This is a genomic window from Pseudomonas sp. MF5691 (genome assembly GCF_016405645.1).
In the GTDB taxonomy this organism is placed as follows: Bacteria; Pseudomonadota; Gammaproteobacteria; order Pseudomonadales; family Pseudomonadaceae; genus Aquipseudomonas; species Aquipseudomonas shahriarae.
Genome location: NZ_JAEKDC010000005.1, coordinates 261466 through 283011, shown reverse-complemented (window position 1 = coordinate 283011; position 21546 = coordinate 261466). Strand labels below are relative to the sequence as shown.

The 21546-nt window shown below is 60.7% G+C and carries 26 protein-coding genes and 2 pseudogenes; 15 read left to right on the top strand and 13 right to left on the bottom strand.

Annotated features, from left to right (window positions below; genetic code table 11):
- The first annotated feature begins 5 nt into the window (after positions 1–5).
- A complete protein-coding gene (locus tag JFT44_RS10520) occupies positions 6–380 on the top strand; it encodes a helix-turn-helix transcriptional regulator (protein WP_057441910.1) in 375 nt (124 codons plus the stop codon).
- A gap of 21 nt (positions 381–401) precedes the next feature.
- On the opposite strand, the gene JFT44_RS10515 is transcribed toward JFT44_RS10520, so the two are convergent.
- Positions 402–950 (bottom strand): hypothetical protein, encoded by a 549-nt coding sequence (locus tag JFT44_RS10515; protein WP_169990009.1) that lies wholly within the window; start codon positions 948–950, stop codon positions 402–404.
- A 326-nt stretch (positions 951–1276) separates the two neighbouring features.
- Positions 1277–2332 carry an MBL fold metallo-hydrolase gene (locus JFT44_RS10510; RefSeq protein ID WP_057960456.1) on the bottom strand — a complete coding sequence of 352 codons (1056 nt, stop codon included), beginning with the start codon at positions 2330–2332 and terminating at the stop codon, positions 1277–1279.
- A gap of 132 nt (positions 2333–2464) precedes the next feature.
- Between JFT44_RS10510 and JFT44_RS10505 the strand changes: the two genes are divergently transcribed.
- Both JFT44_RS10505 and JFT44_RS10500 read left to right on the top strand, forming a co-directional pair.
- Complete coding sequence (locus JFT44_RS10505; RefSeq protein WP_057960457.1) at positions 2465–3088, top strand: TetR/AcrR family transcriptional regulator; 624 nt, start codon at positions 2465–2467, stop codon at positions 3086–3088.
- A 196-nt stretch (positions 3089–3284) separates the two neighbouring features.
- Positions 3285–4343, top strand: coding sequence for a diguanylate cyclase (locus tag JFT44_RS10500; protein ID WP_057960458.1), 1059 nt, complete (start codon positions 3285–3287; stop codon positions 4341–4343).
- Between the two features lie 118 nt (positions 4344–4461).
- On the opposite strand, the gene JFT44_RS10495 is transcribed toward JFT44_RS10500, so the two are convergent.
- A complete protein-coding gene (locus JFT44_RS10495) occupies positions 4462–5349 on the bottom strand; it encodes a LysR family transcriptional regulator (RefSeq protein ID WP_120733961.1) in 888 nt (295 codons plus the stop codon).
- An 80-nt stretch (positions 5350–5429) separates the two neighbouring features.
- Between JFT44_RS10495 and JFT44_RS10490 the strand changes: the two genes are divergently transcribed.
- Complete coding sequence (locus tag JFT44_RS10490) at positions 5430–6137, top strand: CTP synthase (protein WP_057441921.1); 708 nt, start codon at positions 5430–5432, stop codon at positions 6135–6137.
- Positions 6134–6490 (top strand): antibiotic biosynthesis monooxygenase, encoded by a 357-nt coding sequence (locus JFT44_RS10485; RefSeq protein ID WP_198830619.1) that lies wholly within the window; start codon positions 6134–6136, stop codon positions 6488–6490. The genes JFT44_RS10490 and JFT44_RS10485 overlap by 4 nt, the downstream gene beginning before the upstream one ends.
- Before the next feature lie 6 nt (positions 6491–6496).
- Here the strand turns inward: JFT44_RS10485 and JFT44_RS10480 are convergent, their stop codons facing one another.
- Positions 6497–6820 carry a DUF2025 family protein gene (locus tag JFT44_RS10480; RefSeq protein WP_057960461.1) on the bottom strand — a complete coding sequence of 108 codons (324 nt, stop codon included), beginning with the start codon at positions 6818–6820 and terminating at the stop codon, positions 6497–6499.
- Positions 6821–7066: 246 nt separating this feature from the next.
- Between JFT44_RS10480 and JFT44_RS10475 the strand changes: the two genes are divergently transcribed.
- Entirely contained in the window at positions 7067–8194 is a 1128-nt protein-coding gene (locus tag JFT44_RS10475; protein ID WP_057960462.1) for a glycerophosphodiester phosphodiesterase, read from the top strand.
- Entirely contained in the window at positions 8195–8869 is a 675-nt protein-coding gene (locus JFT44_RS10470; RefSeq protein ID WP_057960463.1) for a helix-turn-helix domain-containing protein, read from the top strand.
- On the opposite strand, the gene JFT44_RS10465 is transcribed toward JFT44_RS10470, so the two are convergent.
- Positions 8861–9739: a sterol desaturase family protein gene (locus JFT44_RS10465; protein WP_057960464.1), complete on the bottom strand. Its 879-nt coding sequence runs from the start codon at positions 9737–9739 to the stop codon at positions 8861–8863. The two genes, JFT44_RS10470 and JFT44_RS10465, sit on opposite strands and share 9 nt — an antisense overlap.
- A 151-nt stretch (positions 9740–9890) precedes the next feature.
- On the opposite strand from JFT44_RS10465, the gene JFT44_RS10460 reads away from it, so the two are divergent.
- Positions 9891–10196 (top strand): PepSY domain-containing protein, encoded by a 306-nt coding sequence (locus JFT44_RS10460; RefSeq protein ID WP_038442689.1) that lies wholly within the window; start codon positions 9891–9893, stop codon positions 10194–10196.
- Positions 10197–10247: 51 nt separating this feature from the next.
- Here the strand turns inward: JFT44_RS10460 and JFT44_RS29110 are convergent, their stop codons facing one another.
- Together JFT44_RS29110 and JFT44_RS29105 are read right to left on the bottom strand one after the other, a co-directional pair.
- The gene (locus JFT44_RS29110) at positions 10248–11015 is read right to left on the bottom strand and encodes a methyl-accepting chemotaxis protein (RefSeq protein WP_370693747.1); all 768 of its coding nucleotides are present in this window, start codon (positions 11013–11015) and stop codon (positions 10248–10250) included.
- A gap of 117 nt (positions 11016–11132) precedes the next feature.
- A pseudogene (locus JFT44_RS29105) lies at positions 11133–11291 on the bottom strand (HAMP domain-containing protein); the annotation flags it as partial.
- Positions 11292–12044: 753 nt separating this feature from the next.
- Here JFT44_RS29105 and JFT44_RS10450 point away from each other — a divergent pair.
- Together JFT44_RS10450 and JFT44_RS10445 are read left to right on the top strand one after the other, a co-directional pair.
- A pseudogene (locus JFT44_RS10450) lies at positions 12045–12258 on the top strand (CorA family divalent cation transporter); the annotation flags it as partial.
- Between the two features lie 146 nt (positions 12259–12404).
- Positions 12405–14021: an inorganic phosphate transporter gene (locus tag JFT44_RS10445; RefSeq protein WP_057960466.1), complete on the top strand. Its 1617-nt coding sequence runs from the start codon at positions 12405–12407 to the stop codon at positions 14019–14021.
- A gap of 93 nt (positions 14022–14114) precedes the next feature.
- Here JFT44_RS10445 and JFT44_RS10440 read toward each other — a convergent pair whose 3' ends face one another.
- A complete protein-coding gene (locus tag JFT44_RS10440; protein WP_057960467.1) occupies positions 14115–14558 on the bottom strand; it encodes a multidrug/biocide efflux PACE transporter in 444 nt (147 codons plus the stop codon).
- 90 nt (positions 14559–14648) lie between these two features.
- Between JFT44_RS10440 and JFT44_RS10435 the strand changes: the two genes are divergently transcribed.
- Positions 14649–15503, top strand: coding sequence for a LysR family transcriptional regulator (locus JFT44_RS10435; RefSeq protein WP_057960468.1), 855 nt, complete (start codon positions 14649–14651; stop codon positions 15501–15503).
- A gap of 13 nt (positions 15504–15516) precedes the next feature.
- On the opposite strand, the gene JFT44_RS10430 is transcribed toward JFT44_RS10435, so the two are convergent.
- Genes JFT44_RS10430 through JFT44_RS10415 form a run of 4 tightly spaced genes read right to left on the bottom strand, consistent with a single transcriptional unit; the run spans position 15517 to position 18059 of the window.
- Positions 15517–16746 (bottom strand): RNA polymerase sigma factor, encoded by a 1230-nt coding sequence (locus tag JFT44_RS10430; protein ID WP_057960469.1) that lies wholly within the window; start codon positions 16744–16746, stop codon positions 15517–15519.
- Positions 16743–17219, bottom strand: coding sequence for an SRPBCC family protein (locus JFT44_RS10425; protein ID WP_057441942.1), 477 nt, complete (start codon positions 17217–17219; stop codon positions 16743–16745). The genes JFT44_RS10430 and JFT44_RS10425 overlap by 4 nt, the downstream gene beginning before the upstream one ends.
- Positions 17220–17251: 32 nt before the next feature.
- Positions 17252–17596 (bottom strand): YciI family protein, encoded by a 345-nt coding sequence (locus JFT44_RS10420; protein ID WP_057441944.1) that lies wholly within the window; start codon positions 17594–17596, stop codon positions 17252–17254.
- A gap of 43 nt (positions 17597–17639) precedes the next feature.
- Positions 17640–18059 (bottom strand): nuclear transport factor 2 family protein, encoded by a 420-nt coding sequence (locus JFT44_RS10415; RefSeq protein WP_128593818.1) that lies wholly within the window; start codon positions 18057–18059, stop codon positions 17640–17642.
- 148 nt (positions 18060–18207) lie between these two features.
- Between JFT44_RS10415 and JFT44_RS10410 the strand changes: the two genes are divergently transcribed.
- From JFT44_RS10410 to JFT44_RS10395, 4 genes are all read left to right on the top strand, one after another.
- Positions 18208–18696 carry an N-acetyltransferase gene (locus JFT44_RS10410; RefSeq protein WP_057960471.1) on the top strand — a complete coding sequence of 163 codons (489 nt, stop codon included), beginning with the start codon at positions 18208–18210 and terminating at the stop codon, positions 18694–18696.
- Between the two features lie 70 nt (positions 18697–18766).
- Complete coding sequence (locus tag JFT44_RS10405) at positions 18767–19021, top strand: helix-turn-helix domain-containing protein (protein ID WP_057960472.1); 255 nt, start codon at positions 18767–18769, stop codon at positions 19019–19021.
- Positions 19014–20222 carry a type II toxin-antitoxin system HipA family toxin gene (locus JFT44_RS10400; protein WP_057960473.1) on the top strand — a complete coding sequence of 403 codons (1209 nt, stop codon included), beginning with the start codon at positions 19014–19016 and terminating at the stop codon, positions 20220–20222. Before JFT44_RS10405 ends, JFT44_RS10400 begins: the two co-directional genes overlap by 8 nt.
- Before the next feature lie 31 nt (positions 20223–20253).
- Positions 20254–20859: a pyridoxamine 5'-phosphate oxidase family protein gene (locus tag JFT44_RS10395; protein WP_057960474.1), complete on the top strand. Its 606-nt coding sequence runs from the start codon at positions 20254–20256 to the stop codon at positions 20857–20859.
- A 151-nt stretch (positions 20860–21010) separates the two neighbouring features.
- On the opposite strand, the gene JFT44_RS10390 is transcribed toward JFT44_RS10395, so the two are convergent.
- Positions 21011–21493, bottom strand: a complete 483-nt coding sequence (locus JFT44_RS10390; protein ID WP_120733974.1) for a GyrI-like domain-containing protein — start codon at positions 21491–21493, stop codon at positions 21011–21013.
- Positions 21494–21546: the final 53 nt, after the last annotated feature.

Here is a 21546-nt window from a genome sequence, read left to right as displayed (position 1 = left end):
ACCCCATGTCCTCTCTGGCAGTGAGCACCACCGTAGATCAGCAAATCGTCCTTCATCAATTCACCCCACGGCACAGTGTGCAGGCCCGCGCGCTGCTGGGCTGGAGCCGGGAAGACCTGGCCCGACAAGCCGGGGTTGGGGTGGACGCTATCCAGCGTTTTGAAAGCCATCAGGAGGTGGATGACGCCATCCGCATCGCCCTGGCATTTCGTCTGGAGCACGAAGGCCTGGTGTTTTTCCCAGGGTTTGCGCCGGGATGGGGCATGAGCGGGCGGCGCTCCCCTGCGCCACAGGCGGATGCCGAACCGGCTCGTCGGAGCCTTATCGCCCGGCTGCTGGGCTCGCCATCCTCGAACACGCCTCAACCCAACGGCGCTTAGGCCCGATGACCGCGCAAAGGGTCACCTCACGGGCATGTCGGCGTGAGCCTGCATCGCCTGTTGATAGACCCGCACCAAGACCGACAGCGAGTCCCGTGCCCAACGGGCACCGTAGAACCAGAGTACGACCCTCGTGCCTTGGAGACCGTCGCTGAATATCTGGCATACGCCTGGGTATCCGGTTTTGCAGAAGAGGTGGAAGGCTGGGCTTTGGCCGTCTGACACCAACGCGTCGAGGCGATGCTCGTTCGTTCGCTTGTCGATCTCGTTGCTGGACTCCAGGGTGAAGTACGCGGCATCCGGTAACTGTGCCTCCACTGGCACCACTTGGGCGCCGGCAGCCTTTAACACCTCCAAAGCCTGGAGAAATCCGCTGGAATGCTCCACCGTTTCACGTACACCGTTGCGCAAATATCCGTCGGCAAAACCGATACGCCAATCGGCCAGGGCGGGAGCGGATTTGGCGGCGTTGTTTTCCATGATGGGCGGAACTTCCACCATGACCTGGCCTACAGGGTCCAGGCCGCTCAAGGCAATAAGCGATAGCGACGGATCACGTACGGTCTTCATCATCGGGCCAGGGATATCAAACCTGGGGCCCTGGACGACAGGCGCAGCAGCAGGCTGAAACTCAATGCCACCGCGAGACGTTGACACATTGTCTGTCGACCCGGAAGGAGCGGCAGGCCCACAAGGCATTGCGTTAAAGGCGTTGAGCACCAAAGGCAACCCCACGGAACAGGGTGCACCGGGCGACAAGGTTTTCCTACATTTGTCCTCCATCAGGCCCCACTCCCAGAAAATGGCTTTCCGAGATCATCGCACCCTTTTCCAGTCGATTCTCCGGGCAGAAATACCTTGAAAGCCCTTTTACCGTGTGGCTTTAGCAACCCCTTTCAACTCACTAACTGTTCTGCCGCCTGGGCCTCGACATCCAGCCACCAGGCATGCCCACGTTCAGGGGCAGCCAGCATAAAAGCCTGGCCCATGGCGGGTGTGGCAATTGACACATTGCGCTCCCAGGCCAGGGCCATGATGCGGTCAAACGGCTCATGCCAGGCATGAAATGCCAGGTCAAAGGTGCCATTGTGGATCGGCAGCAACCAGCGCCCCTTCAGGTCGATATGGGCCTGCAAAGTTTGTTCGGGCTGCATGTGGATATCGGGCCAGTCGACGTTGTAAGCACCGGTTTCCATCAGCGTCAGGTCAAATGGCCCATATTGCTCGCCAATACGCTTGAAACCTTCGAAATAGCCGGTGTCGCCACTGAAAAAGATACGCCGGGCATCATCGACCATCACCCAGGACGCCCACAGCGTCTGGTTGCCATCAAACAGGCCACGGCCGGAAAAGTGCTGGGCGGGGGTGGCGACAAAGTGGATGCCCTCCACTTCAGTGCCCTGCCACCAATCCAACTGCCGCACCTTGCCTGGCGCCACACCCCATTTGATCAAGGTGTCACCCACGCCCAATGGCGCGAGAAAATAGCGCGTCTTGGCGGCCAATTGCACAACGGCTTGGCGGTCCAGGTGGTCGTAATGGTCATGCGACAAGATCACCGCCTCAATCGGCGGCAGTTCTTCAAGGCTGATAGGCGGCTGATGAAAGCGCTTGGGGCCGGCCCAATTGAAAGGCGAAGCCCGCTCGGCGAACACCGGATCGGTCAGCCAGAACTTGCCGCGCATTTTCAGCAGGACGGTGGAATGCCCCAGGCGGTAGACACTGTGATTCGGGGCGCTCAATAACTGCTCACGCGTCAGGCGCTGTACCGGGATTTCACCTACCGGCCGCGTGCTGCGGGGCTTATGAAAGAGCATCTTCCAGAAAATCTGTAGCGTTTTGCCAAAGCCTGCACGGCTGACCGGCGCATGATTATTGAACTGACCTTGCTGCTGCTCGGACGATTTGAGCGCTGGGGAAGAGGTATCGACACGGGTAGAGATCGTGGCCATTACAGAGTGACTCCGGTACGTTCTGCTGATGCAGGTCAACAACTACACTGCACAGTGTAGTTTCAAGATTGCAACAAAACCCGGACCAAGTAAACTACCGAGTGTAATTTTCTTCCCAGAGCCGAAAGCCCCATGACTGCACCTCAACGCCTCACCGACCGTAAACGCGAAGCCATTGTGGCAGCGGCCATTGCCGAGTTTCGCGATAACGGTTTCGAGGTCACCAGCATGGACAAGATCGCCGCCACCGCTGGCGTATCCAAGCGCACGGTGTACAACCACTTCCCCAGCAAGGAGGAGTTGTTCACCGAGATCCTGAATAAGTTATGGGCCAGCAGCGTTGCACAACTGGATGTCAGCTACAGCAGCGCCCAGCCCCTGCGCGACCAATTGCGGGTGTTGCTGCACGCGAAGATGAAGATGATGTCAGACGCCAACTTCCTCGACCTGGCCCGCGTGGCAATTGCCGCGACCATCCATTCCCCGGAGCGGGCCCAGGGCATCGTCAATCGTCTGAGCGAACGTGAAGAAGGGTTCACATTATGGGTGCGCGCAGCGCAGGAAGACGGTCGCCTCAAGGCCGTGGACCCGTGCTTTGCCGCCCATCAGGTGCAAAGCCTGCTCAAGGCCTTCGCCTTCTGGCCGCAAATCACCCTGGGCCAACCCACCCTGGATGCGGCTACCCAGGCCAACGTGATCGAGTCAGCGATGGACCTGTTTCTGGCCGGCTACGAGATTGCCACCCGCCCCCAATAAATCCCTCTGTCGTCAATACGACACTGGCGGGTCGTTTTTGCCTGAATCCTGCGGATCCCCGCGCAAATGGCCTGGAAGGACACTGATTATTCCTGCGTAAATCACTGACAATAATCACCTGTCATCTGGCGTAAATGGCCTTTTGACAAGGCACGCCTTCGCAACTTAAAAAAAGAACAACCTGACGCAGGAATCTATGGAAAACCTTCGAGGCAAAGGGCTGTCGTTTGCCCGGCGCATTTATCGGCCGCGCATTCTCGGGCTGGGCATCGGCAGCCTTTGCGTGCTGGCCGCCCTATACCCGCTGGCCATGCCCGGATGGGTCTGGGCACTGTGGCTGTTCAATGGGTTTATCTGGCCGCACCTGGCATACCAGCTATCAAGCCATTCAGCGTTTCCGTACCAGGCCGAGCGACGCAATCTGCTGTATGACTCAGTGTCCGGCGGGTTCTGGGCCGCAGCCACACAATTCACGCCCCTGACTGCAGTGACCATCCTCGCGATGATGACCATGCATAACGTCGCGGCGGGCGGCAAAAAGCTGATGATCCAGGGCATGCTCGCGCAACTGGTGGGCGTGGCAGTGGCCTGGCTGGTGTTCGGTCCTTCGTTCAACCCCAATGTCGGCCTGATCCAGGTGTATGCCTGCCTGCCGATGCTGATTCTCTACCCCGTCGCCATCGGCATGGCCAGCTATCGCCTGGCCATCAAGCTCTCGGAACACAAGCGCGCCCTGAGTGCCTTGAGCCGTACCGACAGCCTGACCGGCCTGCTCAATCACGGGTCGTGGAAGGACTTGCTGCAACTGAAGTTTCACAAGTGCCAGCAGCAACAATCCCAGGCCACCATCGCACTGATTGATGTCGACCACTTCAAGCAGATCAACGATGCCTATGGCCATATCGTCGGTGACCGGGTCTTGCGGCAACTGAGTAAGGAATTGCAGCGCAATGTACGGGAAAATGACCTGACGGGCCGCTACGGTGGCGACGAGTTCTGCGTGATCCTGCCGGACGTGTCGCTGGAGCAAGCCAGTTATGTGATGGAACGCCTGCGGGAACTGTTCAGCCGCTACCGCGACCCGCAGGTTCCAGAACTACGGGTCAGCCTGAGCATTGGCCTGGCGGCCTACCAGGTGCAATTCACCCAGGCGCATATGTGGCTCAACGCGGCGGACCAAGCCCTGTACGCCGCCAAGGGCACCGGGCGCAATCGGGTGACCGTCGCCGATTCACTGGTCGCACGCTCCGCCTGAAGGGGCTAATTATTCAGACCGCATGTTCGTCCACCCTGTAGAAGCCAGCGACGCCGTGCGGGCGGTGAGCATGTTTGCCAATGCTCGGCTGGGCTTGTAGGCGCCGGCTGGCCGATGTCTATAAAGGGCGACGCAGGTGCCGGCCCAGCTCATCGAACAACGTCACCACTGAACGCAGCGCCCGACTGTCCGGGCGCGTCAGTAACCACAAGGCCGTGTCGTAACCCGTAAGCGCCGGCCCCAACGGCTGCAATCCCTGGCCATCCGCCAACAGAAAATCCGGCAGCGCCGCCACGCCCAGACCGGCACGTACCAATTGGGTTACAGACAACATGCTGTTGCACCGATAACTGGGCCTTACGCCGGGTAAATGCTGGCGACGCCAAGCCACGGTGGGATGGTCGGGCAAGAAATCATCCGGGGCGATCCACGCCAGGGCCGCCAAATCTTGAGTAGCGTGTTGCTCTATGTAACCGGCACTGGCGCAGACCCGATAGGACACCGTCCCCAAACGCCGTCCCACCAGGTGCTCCGGCGGCGTCCTGGTCAGGCGCAAGGCAATATCCGCGTCGCGGCGGCTGAGGTTGGCGAAATCATTGGACGTACTCAATTCCAGGGTCAGTGCCGGGTAAGCGGGCATGAACTGCGCCAAGGCCGGCAATAACAGGCCCTGCAACACTGAGTCGGTGCAGGTCAGGCGCACCGTGCCGCTGATCACTTCACCGCCCTGCTCGACCCCCACGCGGGCTGCCTGCAGCGCCTGTTCGGCACGCTCGGCCTGCTGGGCCAAGGTGGTGGCCAAGCTGGTCGGCAGGTAACCGGCGCGGCTTTTTTCGAACAGTGCCTGCCCCAAAGACGACTCAAGACGCCGCACGGCCCGAAACACCGTAGACACATCCACCCGCAGCAAGGCCGCAGCCCGCGCCAAAGTGCCGCCACGCACCAGGGCAAGGATCAGCGCCAGGTCGGAATAGTCGATTTGATAGTGCGTGGCCGCATTGAACATGTGGGGTAACGCCAATATTGATTGCGCGAACGCCAATCTATAGTGCCCTTCAGGACTCGACAAGCCATTGGACGCACGCCATGACCCTCACTGCTCTGCACCTCGCCCTGATCGGCGATTACGATCCTCAAGTCACCGCCCACCAAGCCATTCCCCTTGCCCTGCAACAGGCGAGTACACACCTGGGGCTGACACTTCAGATTGAATGGCTGGCCACCGACACCCTTAAGGACAACCACACCTTGCAGCCTTTCGACGGGTTCTGGTGCGTACCTGCAAGCCCCTATCGCGATGCCGACGGGGCGTTGCGGGCGATCCGCTTTGCCCGCGAACAGCGGCGTCCTTTCCTCGGCACCTGCGGCGGTTTTCAACATGCCGTGTTGGAATATGCACGCAATGTGCTGAGGTGGGCCGATGCCGAACATGGCGAGCTGGCACCTGATGCGCCACGGGCGGTGATCGCCCCCTTGTCGTGTGCTCTGATCGAAACCATCGCGCCCATCCACTTGATGGCCTTCACCCGTATCGCCGAGGCTTACGGCACCCTTGAAATCCAGGAGGGTTATCGTTGCCGCTATGGCCTCAATGCCGACTTCAAACAGGCACTGCTGGAGGACAATCTGATTGGCAGCGCCCATGATTCGGCGGGCGAGGTGCGGGCGATAGAACTGCTGGACCATCCGTTTTTTGTCGCCACTCTGTTCCAGCCAGAACGCGCGGCACTTACCGGTGCCAGCGTGCCGCTGGTCAGCGCATGGCTCCAGGCCTGCCTGGAGCGCTCGGCATGATCGCCCAGACACCCTCCCCGCCCTACTACGCAGTGATCTTCACTTCCCTGCGCACCGAGACCGACCAAGGCTACGCACAGGCCGCCGACCGCATGCTCGAACTGGCCCGCCAGCAACCGGGGTTTCTCGGTGTCGAATCAGCCCGCGGCGATGATGGCCTGGGGATTACCGTGTCCTACTGGACCAACGAGGCCGCGATCCTGGCCTGGAAACAACACGCCGAGCACCGCAACACCCGCGAACAGGGCAGGGCCATCTGGTACGGCGCGTTTCAGACACGGGTATGCAAGGTAGAACGGGCTTATGCCTTCACCGCAAACGGCACCACCCCCGCGCCTAAGGGATTGGCGTGATGGCGATCAACCCACCAGGCTGCGCACCGCGCTGATCTGCGGGATCTCCACCCGGCGCATATACACCCGCAGCGGCTCGGTGATGTTGATGCGGTCGTCGATGTTCTGGTCCAGCAGCAGTTGGATGTGCTCGCGGGACAGGGTCATGGCCTGGTCGGCCGCCGGCTGCCAGACAAACTCGCTGGTGGGGATGATGCCGTCGTCGGCGACGTCCATGCCGAACGAGTCTTCGCTGAAACGCACGATGTAATGGCCGGTCTTGCGGTTCAGGCCGACAAAGCCGTTGAGTTGGTCGGCGGCCTGGCAGATGAGTTCTGAAGTGATGCGCATGCTAAACCTCACTGAAAAATCCCACAGGGGAAGTGAACGATGGTTTACACGCGAGGCGGCGAAAGAAGGCAATGCAGGTTTCCCTCTGGCGGGGAAACTCGGGCCAAGAATACTGCATAGCACGGCACAAAAGCGCAGAAAAATAGCGCATGCGCACGTTAATGTCGGTTTGGTGATAGCGCGATTTGCATGCAATTGTTAAAAAGGAAGCCTTCTTGAAGCTCCCCCCACGAAAGGACCTCGCACATGCCTGCTACGTTTACCAAGAGTGCCCTGCTGCTCGCACTGATGATGGGCCTTGGCCACGCACAGGCTGCAAGCCCCATCAGCCCGGTAGAACTGGCGACCAAGGACGGCATTCCGCACCCTGCCGTGATCGCCCACCGGGGTGCGTCCTACGATGCACCGGAGTCCACCGCCGCCGCCTACAAGGTCGCCCGCGACCTGGGTGCCGACTACCTGGAACTGGACCTGCAACGCAGCAAGGACGGCGTATTGTTCGCCCTGCACGACGATAACCTGCAACGCACCACCGACGTGGCCACCAAGTTCCCCGAGCGCAAGGACAGCCCGGCCAACGAGTTCACCTGGAAAGAGCTGCAAACCCTGGATGCCGGCAGTTGGTTCAACACCGCCTACCCAGAGCGTGCGCGCCCGGGCTTCGTCGGGTTGAAAATCCTCAGCCTGGACGAAATCATCAAGATCGCCGAAGGCAACCCCCAGCATAAACCCGGCCTGTACATCGAAACCAAAGAGCCCAAGCAGTTCCCGGGGATCGAAGCCGATCTGAAGGACAAGCTGTTGGACAAGGGTTGGCTGAGTTCCGTGGGTTCCAAGCTGGGCAAGAGCAACACCGGGGTCGGCCAGGGCAAGGGCCGCGTGGTGTTGCAGACGTTCGAGACGGCCAGCCTCAAGGAACTGCAGAAAGAGATGCCCAACACCCCGAAGATCCTGCTGCTGTGGGTAGGTGAAGGCGGCATCGAGCCCAAGTCCAAGGTGACTTTCGCCGAATCCGGCGAACCGACCAAGGCGGCCTACTATGCCAAGCAGGAACCCAAGGACGCGGCCGAATTCGAGAAGTGGGTCGATGAAGCCAAGAGCCTCGGGGCGATTGGCACTGGCCCATCGGCACAACTGACGAACCTGGGCGACCAGAGCTATTCGGACCTGGTCAAGCCCGAGATGAACCAACTGACCCACGACAAGGGCCTGCTGGTGCACGTCTATACCGTCGACGAGCCGGTGGATTTCGAGAAGGTCATGAGCGCCGGGGTCGATGGCATCTTCACCAACCGCGCCGCCGAACTGCTGAAGTTCTACAAGCGCTGGCCGTCTTCCAGCGTGCAGGATCTGCTGCAGGACAGCGGTTACTGAGTGAGCGAGTGGTCAGGCCAACTGTGGCTGGGGCCTGATTACGGCCTGATCCTCGGTGAGACGGGGCGTACGGCGCCCCACGCGCATTACGCCCATCAATTTATCCTGTCCGCGGAGAGCCCCATCACGGTCAGCCTTGATGGGCACCTGCAAACGGCTTACCGCCTGTTCATCCCCTCTCGCCAGCCCCATGCCATCGTGCATGCCCCCGGTACGGTGTTGATGGCTTATGTGGAACCCGGTGCATTTGAAAGCGAGTCGTTGCAACACGCCCTGGAGACCGCCGACTTTTCCCATGAGCGCCTGGAGCAGACATTGCGCCAGCTACCACGTCGCCAGGCGGACGATGAGCGCGTGCAACGCGCCCTGCACACCCTCGATCAACAGTTGAGCGGCAAGGTCTCGGCGCAGTCATTGGCGCAGGCGGCGCACCTGTCGTTGAGCCAGTTGGAGCGCCTGTTTGTCAGCCAGCTCGGCGTGCCGGTGCGGCGCCTGGTGATGTGGCGCCGCCTGCGCCGGGCCCTGGATCTGGCCCTGAACGGTCACACCCTGACCCAAGCGGCCCATGGCGCGGGGTTTGCCGACTCGGCGCACTTCTCGCGGACCATGAAGCAACTGTTTGGCGTGACCGCCGGGGCCTCCTTGCGCCATCTTCAAGTACATCTCCTACAGTAGTGCGCTTGGCACCGCAGGTTCCTTGCTCAGTTGCGCCGCACTGAAGGGATCACGCAACTGCTCGACGTAATCCACCGGAAAATCCGGCCGGCTGCCAATCCCCAGGTCGCCCTCGCCCATTCGATAGTCCTCGGTGTAAAACGCAGTCCCCAACAGCCAGTCCCACAGGTTGAAAAACAAACCGAAATTCACATCCCCTGCGCGCCCGTACTTCATATGGTGGAAGCGATGCACGGGCGCCCAGGCAAATACCCAGCGCAACGGCCCCAGGCGCATATCGACATTGGAGTGCTGCAGCAACAGTTGGATGGCAATGGCCAACGCCAGCAGCATCGCCACCTCCAGCGGAATGCCCAGCAGGATCAACGGCAGCAAGCCGGCCGTGGCCTCCAGCATCTGGTGCAAGGGATGCTTCATCAAGCCATTGAACCCATAGAGCCGCTGCACGCTGTGATGCACCGCATGCAAACGCCAGAGTGCGGCGATGCGGTGGCTGGCGTAATGCATCAGGGTGATGCCCGCATCAGCAATGATGATCGCCAACAGCAATTGCGCCCACAGCGGCCAGGCGCGCGGCCAGGCGCCCTCGATCGCCAGCCATGCCGTGAGCAGCGGCAATGCCAGCAACCCCAGGGCATTCAGGCTTTCATTGACCAGCGCGTGGAGGACATCCCGGCGTCGGTCGCCCAGAGGGCGGTTCCACTGGGGCTCGTAGGGCAAGTACAGCTCGGCGATAAACGACACGCCGATGGCCAGCGCAAACACCGCCAGCAGCCACTGCGATGCCCCTAACATGACCAACCAGAGCCCCGCGCCAATAAAGCCTGCCCAGAACAAGGGCGCGTACAGCCAAGCCAATATCTGTTTCATAAGTGTCTCCCGTGGGTGAGACACCAGCATGAAATCCCCCGGCGCGGGGCGATTGAACAAACAACGCAAACGTCCTACACAATTAAGGGTGAATTAAGTTGCGCGGGGTAATCTGATCCCACTTAAACAGCTCACCCCAAAGGACCACATCATGAAAAACCTGACCGCTCTGTTCGCTGCTGCTGCCCTGACTCTGACTGCCGGCCTGGCCCAGGCCGATGTTCGCCCGGACCAGATTCCAAGCCTGCTGCAATCGGGCGCCGTGAAGCCATTTGAACAGCTGAATGCCGCCGCCCTGGCCAAACATGCCGGCGCCACCATCAACGACACTGAGCTGGATAACGAAGCCGGGCGCCTGGTCTACGAAGTTGACCTGACCGACACCACTGGCAAGAAGTGGGATGTGAAGCTCGACGCCAAGACCGGCGAAGTGCTGGAAAACAAGCAAGACACTTAAGTTGCCCCGGCAACACAACGCGCCGCCTTCGGGCGGCGCAGTTGTGTCTGGTCAGGCGCTAAGGCGCGCCGTCACCTCATTCAGCTCAGCAGACAGCCCACGCAGGTTATGACTGGCCGCTTCGGTGCGCTGCACGTTGTCCAGGTTGGCAGTGGCCACCGTGGTGATTTGCGTGATGTTGCGCGAGATATCCTCGGCCACCGAGGTTTGCTCTTCGGCCGCTGTGGCAATCTGCCGGTTCATATCGCGGATCGCCTCTACAGCCTGGGTGATATGACTGAGCATCGCCCCGGCCTGGGTGACCTTTTCGACGCTCTCATCACTGCATGACTGGCCGCTGACAATCGCCTCGGCGGCATCCACGGCGCCGGTCTGCACTGCCTGGATAATCTGGTTGATCTCGATGATCGACGCCGCTGTGCGTTGCGCCAGGCTGCGCACCTCATCGGCCACCACCGCAAACCCACGTCCGGCTTCGCCTGCTCGCGCGGCCTCGATCGCCGCATTGAGGGCCAGCAGGTTGGTCTGTTCGGCGATGCCGCGAATTACTTCCAGCACCGTGCCGATGCGCACGCTGTCTGCTTCCAGGCGGCGGATGATGCCACCGGTGTTGAGGATCTCGTTGCGCATCTGGCCGATGGTGGCAATGGTCACTTGCATCACCTCGCCGCCCTCACGGGCCGAATGATCGGCCTCGTCTGCTGCCCGCGAAGCGCTGGCGGCGTGGCGCGCGACTTCCTGGGCGGTGGCGGACATTTCGGTCATCGCCGTCGCCACTTGATCGGTACGGCTGAACTGATCCTGGGTGCCCGTCGCCATCTGCCCGGCAATCGAGTTCAACTCGCCACTGGCGCTCACCAGGTCCTTGGCACTGCGCTGTAGGCGGCCAAAGGTTTCAGCGAGGAAGTCGCGCAACGTATTGGCGGCTTGGGCCAAGTGCCCCAGTTCATCCTGGCGCTGGCTGGCAACGCGCTCGGCAAACCGGCCATGGCTCAATTGGGCCACATAGTCGATCAGGCCACGGATCGGCAAAATCAGGTTGCGGTTGATCAACCACAGGCTGAACAGACCGATCAGCCCTCCAGACAGCACCATCACCGCCAGACCCAGCATCACGGTACGTTCGGCATAGGCGCTGATTGCCAGGGATTGCTGCTTGCCCTGCTCACGCAGCAGGGTGACCAGCGCGCTCATCTGCTCGCTCACCGTGCGGTCCACGCCCTTGACTGCGTTATCCCCAGCCGCTGCATCAGCCCCGGCGGCCAAGTAAGCATCTCGCCCCTTCTGGTAGGCGACACCCAGCATCTGGTGCTCTTGACGCAAGGTTTCCAGGCGACGGCTCAAGGCTGGGTCGCCCTGGGTGTTGCTCACCAGGCGCGCCAGGATGCCCTGCACGTCTTGCTGCCGATCCTGGAACTGCCCCCAGTACTTGTTCATGTCCTGGGGCTGCTTGCCACGCAGCAGGACGTTTTTCCATTCCTGGACCTGGACCTTGAATTGCAGGTTGGCTTCATCAATCAGCTGTGAGGTTTGCAACGGCCCCTCCAGCAAACTGCGGTAACTCTGCACACCGTTGGAGAGAAAATGAAAACACGCCAGGGCAATCAACAGCATTGCCAACAGGCTGCCACCGAGCAACGACAGGATCTGTGCTCTCAAGGACTTTCGCAAAAAACTCATCGGGGAAAAGCCTCGAAACAGGGAAATGGGGACCTGCACCGCAACATCCCTGTCAGCCAACACATGGCCAATCCAATGGCATGCTTGCACCATGAATCGGCCGGACTAGACACTTCTTGAGCCCAGTGGATGAGTGGCCGGGCAGCGGCGGCCTGTGACTGACAAAAAATAGGCGAACGGATCGAGTTGTTGCAGGAAGAAATCGCCGCCAACCTCAACGAACAAAGCAACCGCACGCTGTTTACCCTGACGGTGGTCACGGTACTGGCGCTGCCGATCAATATCATCGCGGGCTTCTTTGGCATGAACGTGGGTGGCATTGGTGGCGACGTTCACCTTGATTGCCGGCAGATGGGCGTTTCGCAAGCGCCAGGATGACTAAGGCTCAAATGCAAACAACCTATGGGAGCGGCGGCGAGTTTTAGACCAGCGGCCGGCTGACGACACCAAACACTGACTTGAGGCAGCACCTCTGTAACATTCTGCAATGACCATGGGAAACATCCTCCCCACTCTGGATGCTCCGGCATGGCCACCCCTTCCCTGACCGCCTCCCACCAGGCAGCCGCCCCTGACGCAAAACCGCAACTGGACACCAAACCCAGCCTGCTCACGGTGATCGTGTTCTTTTCCGTGCTCGCCATGGGCCTGTTGTTCACCGCCTACAGCCTGATGCGCGACATGCACGAACTGGGCACGGTGGTCACCACCTGGACCCCATTCCTGCTGCTGGGCGTGGCGCTGCTGATTGCCCTGGGGTTCGAGTTCGTCAACGGTTTCCATGACACCGCCAACGCCGTGGCGACAGTGATCTACACCAACTCGCTGCCGCCGCAATTCGCGGTGGTCTGGTCGGGGTTCTTCAATTTCCTCGGCGTGCTGCTGTCCAGTGGCGCGGTGGCCTTTGCCATCATTGCCTTGCTGCCGGTGGAGTTGATTTTGCAGGTTGGCTCTTCCGCCGGTTTTGCGATGATCTTCGCCCTGCTGATCGCGGCGATCCTGTGGAACCTGGGCACCTGGTGGCTGGGTTTGCCAGCGTCGTCCTCCCATACGCTGATCGGGTCGATCATCGGGGTGGGCGTGGCCAATGCCCTGATGCATGGCCGGGATGGCACCAGTGGCGTGGACTGGGCACAGGCGATCAAGATCGGCTATGCGCTGCTGCTGTCACCACTGATCGGTTTCGGCTTTGCCGCCCTGCTGTTGCTGGCGCTGCGGGCCTTTGTGAAAAACCGCGCGCTGTACAAGGCGCCCAAGGGCAACACCCCGCCGCCGTGGTGGATTCGCAGCCTGCTGATCGTGACCTGCACCGGCGTATCTTTTGCCCACGGCTCCAACGATGGCCAGAAAGGCATGGGCCTGATCATGTTGATCCTGGTGGGCACTTTGCCCATGGCCTACGCGTTGAACCGCACCATGCCGGCCGATCAATCCCTGCAATTTGCCGCCGTGGCTGAAGTCACCCAGCAAGCCCTGGTCAAAATCGCCCCGCAACCGGCGCCGGTGGACCCACGACCGACGCTGTCGACCTATGTGCGCACCAAGGACGTCACGCCCGAGCTGATCCCCGCCCTCGCCGCCCTGACCGGGCATATCGGCGAGCAAGTCAAAGGCTACGGCTCCCTGGCCAAGGTGCCCGCCGAGGCCATGGGCAACGTGCGTAACGACATGTACCTGACCAGCGAAACCATTCGCCTGATGGACAAGGGCAAAGTCGGAAATTTCGACGCCGACACCGAGGGCAAGCTGCAACTGTTCAAGCAACAGATCGACAATGCCACGCGCTTTATCCCGCTATGGGTGAAGATCGCCGTGGCCATCGCCCTGGGCCTGGGCACCATGGTCGGCTGGAAGCGCATTGTGGTGACCGTCGGCGAGAAAATCGGCAAGACCCACCTGACCTACGCCCAGGGCGCCTCGGCGGAAACCGTGGCCATGCTGACCATTGGCGCCGCCGACATGTTCGGGTTGCCGGTATCGACCACCCACGTGCTGTCGTCGGGCGTGGCCGGGACCATGGTGGCCAATGGTGGCGGCTTGCAGATGAAGACCATCCGCAATCTGCTGTTGGCCTGGGTGCTGACGTTGCCGGCGGCGATTGTACTGTCGGGCAGTTTGTACTGGTTGTTTACTCAAATCTTCTGAAACACCGGCACCCGGGCGTGACCGACAAGGTCACGCCGGTAGCTCGTGAATAACCCGAGAGTGCCGCATACATTCAGGATGCCCGCGTCATCGTTAACGTCCTTCGCGAGCAAGCTCGCTGTTGAAGAATTTTCCCCGCAGCACGTCGTAGCCCCAGTGGTACACATAGGTGTACGGCAGGAAGAACAGCAGCACGCCGATATCCAGAATAAACGCCTGCATCAGGCTGATGTTCAGCCACGCGGCAATCAGCGGCACGGCGAACAGAATCAGCCCGCCCTCGAACAGCAGCGCGTGCATGATCCGGGTCTTGACGCTATTGGCCAGCTGCAGGCGCACTTTGAGGCGGTCGAAAAGGCTGTTGAAAATCATGTTCCAGGTCAGCGCCAACAAGCTGATAGCCAGGGTCACAGCACCCATTTCCAGGGCCGGCCGGCCAGTGATCCACACCAGCAGCGGCGTACAGATCAACAAGGCCAGGCCTTCGAAACCCAGGGCCTGCAAAGCGCGTTCAGTGATGGACTTGGTGGTGTTCATAAGCCTTGCTCTGTGAATGTCGAGGGTTGCCATCATCACTCCCGCACTCGATACTTCATAATCAATAACCATCGACCAAGGCGATAGATGATGGCCTCTCATGAAGTGTTGCAAGCGTTTGTGCAAGCGGCGACCCAAGGCTCGTTTTCGGCAGCGGCACGCAAGCTGGGCAAGAGCCAATCGACCGTCAGCGCCGCAGTGGCCAGCCTGGAGATTGATCTGGACGTGGTGCTGTTCGACCGCAGCAGCCGCAAACCCACCCTGACCCCGGCCGGGCATGTCCTGTTGCAACGCGCCGAGCAGGTGCTGGAAGCCAGCAGCCGCCTGGAGCTTGCCGCCAGCCAGTTGTCCCAGGGGCTGGAACCCAAGCTCAGTATTGCCATGTCCGACACCTATCAGTCGGGACGTTTTGAAACGCTGCTCAGCGCCCTTGAGCAGCGTTATCCGGACCTGGAGCTGGAGTGGCTGATTGCCGAATGTGAAGACCTTATCGCCCTGGTCCAAAGCGGGCGGGCGCAGCTCGCGTTTATCGAGGCGCAGGAGGTCTACCCGCCAGACCTGACCCATGCCACCGTCGAAGAGCGCGCGCAACTTGCGCTGTTTGTATCGCCGCTGCATGCACTGGCCGGCCTTGAGGGCATCAACCAGCAAACCCTGGAACAACACCGGGAGCTGCGCCTGGCAAGCATCATCAACCCCAATGAAAACCGGCCGAGCGGCCGTGTATGGTCCGCCCCCAGCTTTTTGATGCTGATGGAAATGGCCATCCTCGGTTTTGGCTGGGCCCCCTTGCCGCGCTGGCTGGTGGAGCGTTTTGCCAATGGCCAGCTGGTGGAGCTCAAGGCGCGCGGCTGGCCACGTTCGGTGGCGGTGGATGCCTTGTGGTCACGACAACAGCCGCCGGGCCCGGCCGGCAGTTGGTTGCTGCAAAAGATGCTTGAGTAACCTCAGCCGGCGCCTACAAAGGGCTATCGGTGCAGGTTGCCAGGCGTCGTTCGATAAAGCGTTTTTCCGGGGCCTGCTGGGTCAGGCCCAGGGCTGTTTCATACGCCTGGCGCGCCTCTTTCATCCGCCCCAGTTGCCGACAGAACTCCCCCCGTGCCGAATGCGCCAGGTGGTAATCCCGTAACTCGCCACGCACCAGGATCCCCTCGACTTGCTGCAACCCCGCCAACGGCCCATCGCGCATGGCCAGGGCAACGGCGCGGTTGAGCTCGATCACGGGCGACGGCAGCATCCGCAGCAGCACGTCATACAGGCCGACAATCTGTGGCCAGTCGGTCTGCGCCGCACTCGGGGCCTCGGCGTGTACCGCGGCAATCGCCGCTTGCAGGCAGTAAGGCCCGAAACGCCGGGTGGCCAGGGCCTGTTCTACCAACCCACAGCCCTGGGCAATCAGCGCTGCATCCCACAGCGTGCGGTCCTGCTCATCCAGCAGCACCAGCTCAGCGGCGGCAGAAAGCCGGGCCGGGCGCCGGGATTCATGGAGCAGCATCAACGCCAGCAGGCCCATGACTTCCGGCTCCGGCAGCAACTCCAGGAGCAGGCGGCCCAGGCGGATGGCCTCGCGGGTCAAGTCGTCACGGGTCAGGTCAGCGCCCATGGACGCCGAGTAGCCCTCGTTGAACACCAGGTAAATCACCCGCAATACGCTGTCCAGGCGCTCGGGCAACTCCGCCAGGGACGGCACCTGGTAGGGAATCCTGGCCTCGCGGATCTTGCCCTTGGCCCGCACGATGCGCTGGGCGATGGTGGCCGGCGTGACCAGGAAGGCCCGGGCAATTTCCTCGGTGGTGAGGTCACAAATCTCACGCAGGGTAAGCGGCACTTGCGCATCCGCCGCCAGCGCCGGATGGCAGCAGGTAAAGATCAGGCGCAGGCGGTCGTCTTCCACGTCTTCGGCACTCCAGTCAGCCGCTTCCAGCGCATCGGCCTGCTCCTGCAACAACGGGGTGAAACGGGCCTGGCGACGCAAGCGGTCGATGGCCTTGAAGCGCCCGGCAGACACCAGCCACGCTCGGGGATTGTCGGGCACACCGTCCTGCTGCCAGCGTTCGACCGCGACGAAGAACGCCTCGTGCAGGGCTTCTTCGGCGAGGTCGAAATCCCCCAGCAGGCGAATCAACGTCGCCAGGATGCGCCGCGACTCACTGCGGTAGACCGCCTCGACTTGGGCCTTGACGGTCAATCGGGCATGCCCGTGGTCACCAGGGTCACCAGCCGGTCCAGGCTCTCGCCCCAGCCCTGATGAAAACCCATGGCTTCGTGGGCTTGTTTGTCGGCTTCGCTCCAATGCATGGCGCGGGCGGTGTAGCGGGTCTTGCCAGCCACCTCCTCGAAGGTCACTTCGGCGCTCATAAACGGCTTGCCCGAGGGGATCCAACCCGGCAGGAACGCATCGGTAAACACCAGGCGGCGCGGCGCGTCGATCTCCAGGAACACGCCCTGGGTCGGATATTCACTGCCGTCCGGCGCGCGCATCAGGGTGCGAAACAGGCCACCGACCCACAGGTTCATTTCGCACTCGGGCGTGGTCATGCCGTGGGGGCCCCACCATTGTTGCAAGAGCGCAGGCTCGGTCCAGGCGCGGAACACCCGGCTGGGCGGGGCGTCGATCACCCGGCTGATGGACAGTTCAAATGCAGCAGGTTGAGTGTTCATGGTTAAACCTCCTGAGTTTTATAAGTGTTGAGTCAGAGATTCAAATCACGCACGGGGCGCACTTCCACGCTGCCGACCCGCGCCGCCGGAATGCCGCCGGCCACCTGCAGCGCCTCATTCAAGTCCTTGGCTTCGATCAGGTAGAAGCCGGCAAGCTGCTCCTTGGTTTCGGCAAACGGCCCATCGGTGATCGACAACTTGCCGTTACGCATGCGCACGGTGGTGGCCGTGCTCACCGGCTGCAGGGCCTCGGCCGCAAGCATGCGGCCACTGCCGTGGACCGCCTCGGCGTAGGCGTGGCATTCCGGGTCCTTGGGGCTGTCGGGCAGGCTGTGCAGCAAAGCTTCGGCGCTGTAGACCAGGCACAGGTATTTCATGGCGTTCTCCGTTTTTCGGACTAATGACTATAGTTCGCGGTACTCACGGTTCCAGGTCGAACAGACCGGCGCCGGTTTCCATATCGAACGGTGCGGACCAATGCTCGTGCACCACCTTCCACTGGCCGTTGATTCGCTGGTAGCCGGCGCTGACCCGCATCCAGCAGGTTTTCAGCACGCCATCGGGCCCGGTGCCGCCGCAGTGGGCGAGCCAGTGGGCAAAGGCGCTGTCATCGGCGGCGACGATATGCAGTTCATGAAAGTCGAAAACACCGGGGCCCGGGCAAAACTCCATGCAGGCCTGCCAATGGGCGCGATAGGCCGCCTTGCCTTTGAACTGCAGGGCATTGACGGCGTCGAACGCGACGATATCTTCGGCGTAAAAGCTGACAATCTGCTCGACATCCTTGGCGACCACCGCTTGTTTCCATTGCTCGATCAGGGTGTTGATTGCGTTGCTCATGGCGATACTCCTCGGGGTGGAAAATCACAGAAGACACCCTTGGTCGAATGGGCCGCCTGCCAATCGACAAGCCTACAAAAAATAATTTCGCCAAGGGCAAAGCCGCTAGAATTTGCGACTTCCCTGTAGGACTTCGGATATCTGCTCGATGGAAACCCGCCTCGCGCCCTATGAGACGCTGACCGCTGCACAGCAACAGCAACTCGCCAGCCTCGAAGTCCACCCCGAGCAACTGGCCTATAGCGGCGATATCGACTGCGCGCTGAACAGCCTGCTGGTCAACCCCAACCCCGGCATCAAGGGCTTTGCCTTGTTGGCCGACGAAATCCCCGTGGCCTTCCTGCTGCTCAAGCGCCCGCCCTGCCTACCCCATTGGGCCGACGAACACAGCGCCACACTGCATGCCCTGCAAGTCGATCGCCACCAACAGGGCCGCGGCTTGGGCAAAGCCTGCCTGCAAGCCCTGCCCGCTGCCGCCCGCCTGGCCTGGCCACAGATCACGGCGTTGGAGTTGTCGGTGGACAGCGACAATGTGGCGGCAATGGGCTTGTATTTGCAGCAGGGCTGGGTAGACCGGGGCGAGGCGTATAAGGGGCGGGTGGGTTATGAACGGCGGTTGGCACTGACACTCGGTTGATATCAGCGTTGACAACCCCAAAATGTAACGTATATATAACTTTAAAATACCAAAGTAACGGTAACGCGACATGGATCCTGCACTTCTGAGCCAGAGAATCGGCAACCAGGTTCGCTCGATGCGCCTCAGCCGTGGCCATACACAAGCACAGCTGGCACAGCTGGCCGGTACGACGCGGCAAAAACTGATCGAGATTGAGCACGGCAGCTTGTCGGTGGCGATGAATGCCTACGCACGGGTTTTTGCAGCCTTGGGCAGTGAGGTCAAACTGGTCCCCGTTTCCATGCCAACGCTGGAGGAAGTGGAGGATTTGTTCAATGAGTAGCTACAAACTGCAGGTCCGTACGCCCGAAGGCGCAAGTGGCAGCGTGTTCGTCGGCACTGAGCACTACCACTTTCGCTACGCTGATGATGCCCTGGAGCAGAGTGCAATCAGCCTGCTGATGCCAGTGCGGGCCGAGGAGTATCGACGGCATGAACTGCACCCGATCTTTCAAATGAACCTGCCCGAAGGTTATGTACTGGAGCAACTGAAAAACCGTCTGGCGAAGACCGTCAAGGTAGATCCAATGCTGTTGTTGGCCCTGTCAGGCAGCAGCGCACCTATCGGCCGCGTCTTCACCTCGTCCGCGCAAGTCAACCAACTGATTGAGCGCAACAGCCCCGTGTCGTACGGTGAGCGTCTGGATGAAATCCTCGCCTGGGATGGTGCCGAGGATTTGTTTACCCATCTGGTCGATCGCTACATCCTTCGCGCCGGCATTTCCGGGGTACAGCCTAAGGTATTGGTACCCGAAATCCCGCTGGTACCGGAACAGAAATTCACATCGAAAACCAACGATCTGATCATCAAGAGCGGGCGTGACGAGTTTCCAGGCCTGGCGATCAACGAATACCTGTGTATGTCGATTGCAAGGGAGGCAGGTATCCCCGTGCCACCCTTCTACTTGTCACAGAACCACAAGCTTTTCATCATGCGCCGCTTTGATCGGGACGAAAAACTCAACCCCCTGGGCTTTGAAGACATGACCACATTGATGGGCCTTTCCGCCGAGCAGAAATACAGCAAGAGCTACAACATGATTGCCAAGGCTGTTCGCCTCTTTTGTGCAATCGAACATGAACGCAGCTCCCTGGAGCAGTTGTTCGATAGCGTTGCGCTGAGCTGTATCGTCGGCAATGGTGATGCCCATCTGAAAAATTTTGGCTTGCTCTACAGCGATCCACTCAAACGTGACGCCCGTCTTGCACCCGCTTATGACATCGCCAATACCACCGCCTATATTCCCGAAGACGCCCTGGCTCTGGACCTGGACGGCAACCGCTCATTCTTTGCGTCACGCTTGGGAATCCTTGAGTTTGCCAAGACCTGCAGCATAGAAAACGCCGAGGAGCGCATCCGGGCTCTGCTGCAGACCCTTGAAGTGGTACTCGCACGTGAAGACGATTATTGTCGGCAAGCACCCCACGTTGCTCAGGCCATCCGGCAATCAGCGCAGGGCTACCAACGCAGCTTTGGCGGATAATCGCCAGCGCTCCCTGGGCAAGGAGACCCCCATGCTAACCACCCTGGACCAACTCGAAACCCTCTACGGCCTGCCCCAGGAGCGTGCCCTGCGCAAGGAAATCGCGTTTCTCAATGAGGATTACCAGGCGATGGTCAAAGCCTCGCCGCTGGTGATTGTCAGTTCTTCAGGCGCCGATGGCCTCGACGGCTCGCCTCGGGGCGATGTGCCGGGGTTTGTGCGGATCATTGATGAGCGCACGCTGGCGATCCCCGATCGGCCGGGCAATAACCGCCTCGATACCTTGCGTAACCTGTTGGTGGATCCACGGATTGCCTTGCTGTTCATTATTCCGGGGATCGGGGAAACGTTGCGGGTCAACGGGCGGGCGCAGATTTCCATCGAACCTGAGTTGCTGCAGAGCTTTGCGGTCAACGGCAAGCCGGCGCGGTCGGTGATTGTGGTGCAGGTAGAGGCGGCGTATTTCCACTGTTCGAAAGCTTTTGTGCGCTCCGATTGCTGGAACCCGGACAAGCATGTGGAGCGTTCGACGCTGCCGTCAGCAGGGGCTTTTCACAAGCGTTTGAATGATGGGCAGTTTGATGCCGAGGCCTACGACCGGGAAATGCCGGAGCGGGTCAAGGCCACGTTGTATTGAGGCCCTGGGCGGCTCGGGCGCCCTTGAGATCGCCATCGCGGGCAAGCCCGCTCCCACAGGTAATTGCGCCGTACCTGGCTTTGAGTAAACCCCCGATACAAATGTGGGAGCTGGCTTGCCTGCGATGGCGGTGGATCAGGCGATGTACAGGTTATGCGGACTTTTCGACAGGCAGCCAGATTTCCACGGTACCGGTGCCCTTATCCACGTCGAAGTCGGCGCTGTAGCGCTCGAAATCCGGCCCGGCGACCTTGTACCCCGAGGTCGGCAACCACTCGTACATAATCCGTTCATAGGTCTGCGACAGCGCATACACCGGCCCGTAGTGCGCGAAGACCGCATAATGATTGGCCGGCACTTCAATGGATTGAAAGTTGCCCGGCACATCACTTTTGGCTGGCACTTCGACCCCGGCGATGTAATCAAACTCTTCCTGGGTGGCGTTGTAGCAAACGCCGTAGGTCACGCCGCCCATGCGCTTTGTGATGTCCTTGATGCAGCTGTCGAACAACTCCCATAGCTTCGGAATGTCCCCCAGCGTGGCCTTGCCGTAATGACCGCCGACCCCGGCAATGACCATCGCCCTGCCCTCTTCCATGCGGGGTTCCAGGGGTAACGTTACCTGTTGGTTCATCTGCACAATCTCCATTGATAAATGACCAAAACCATACTGAGTATAGGGGCATA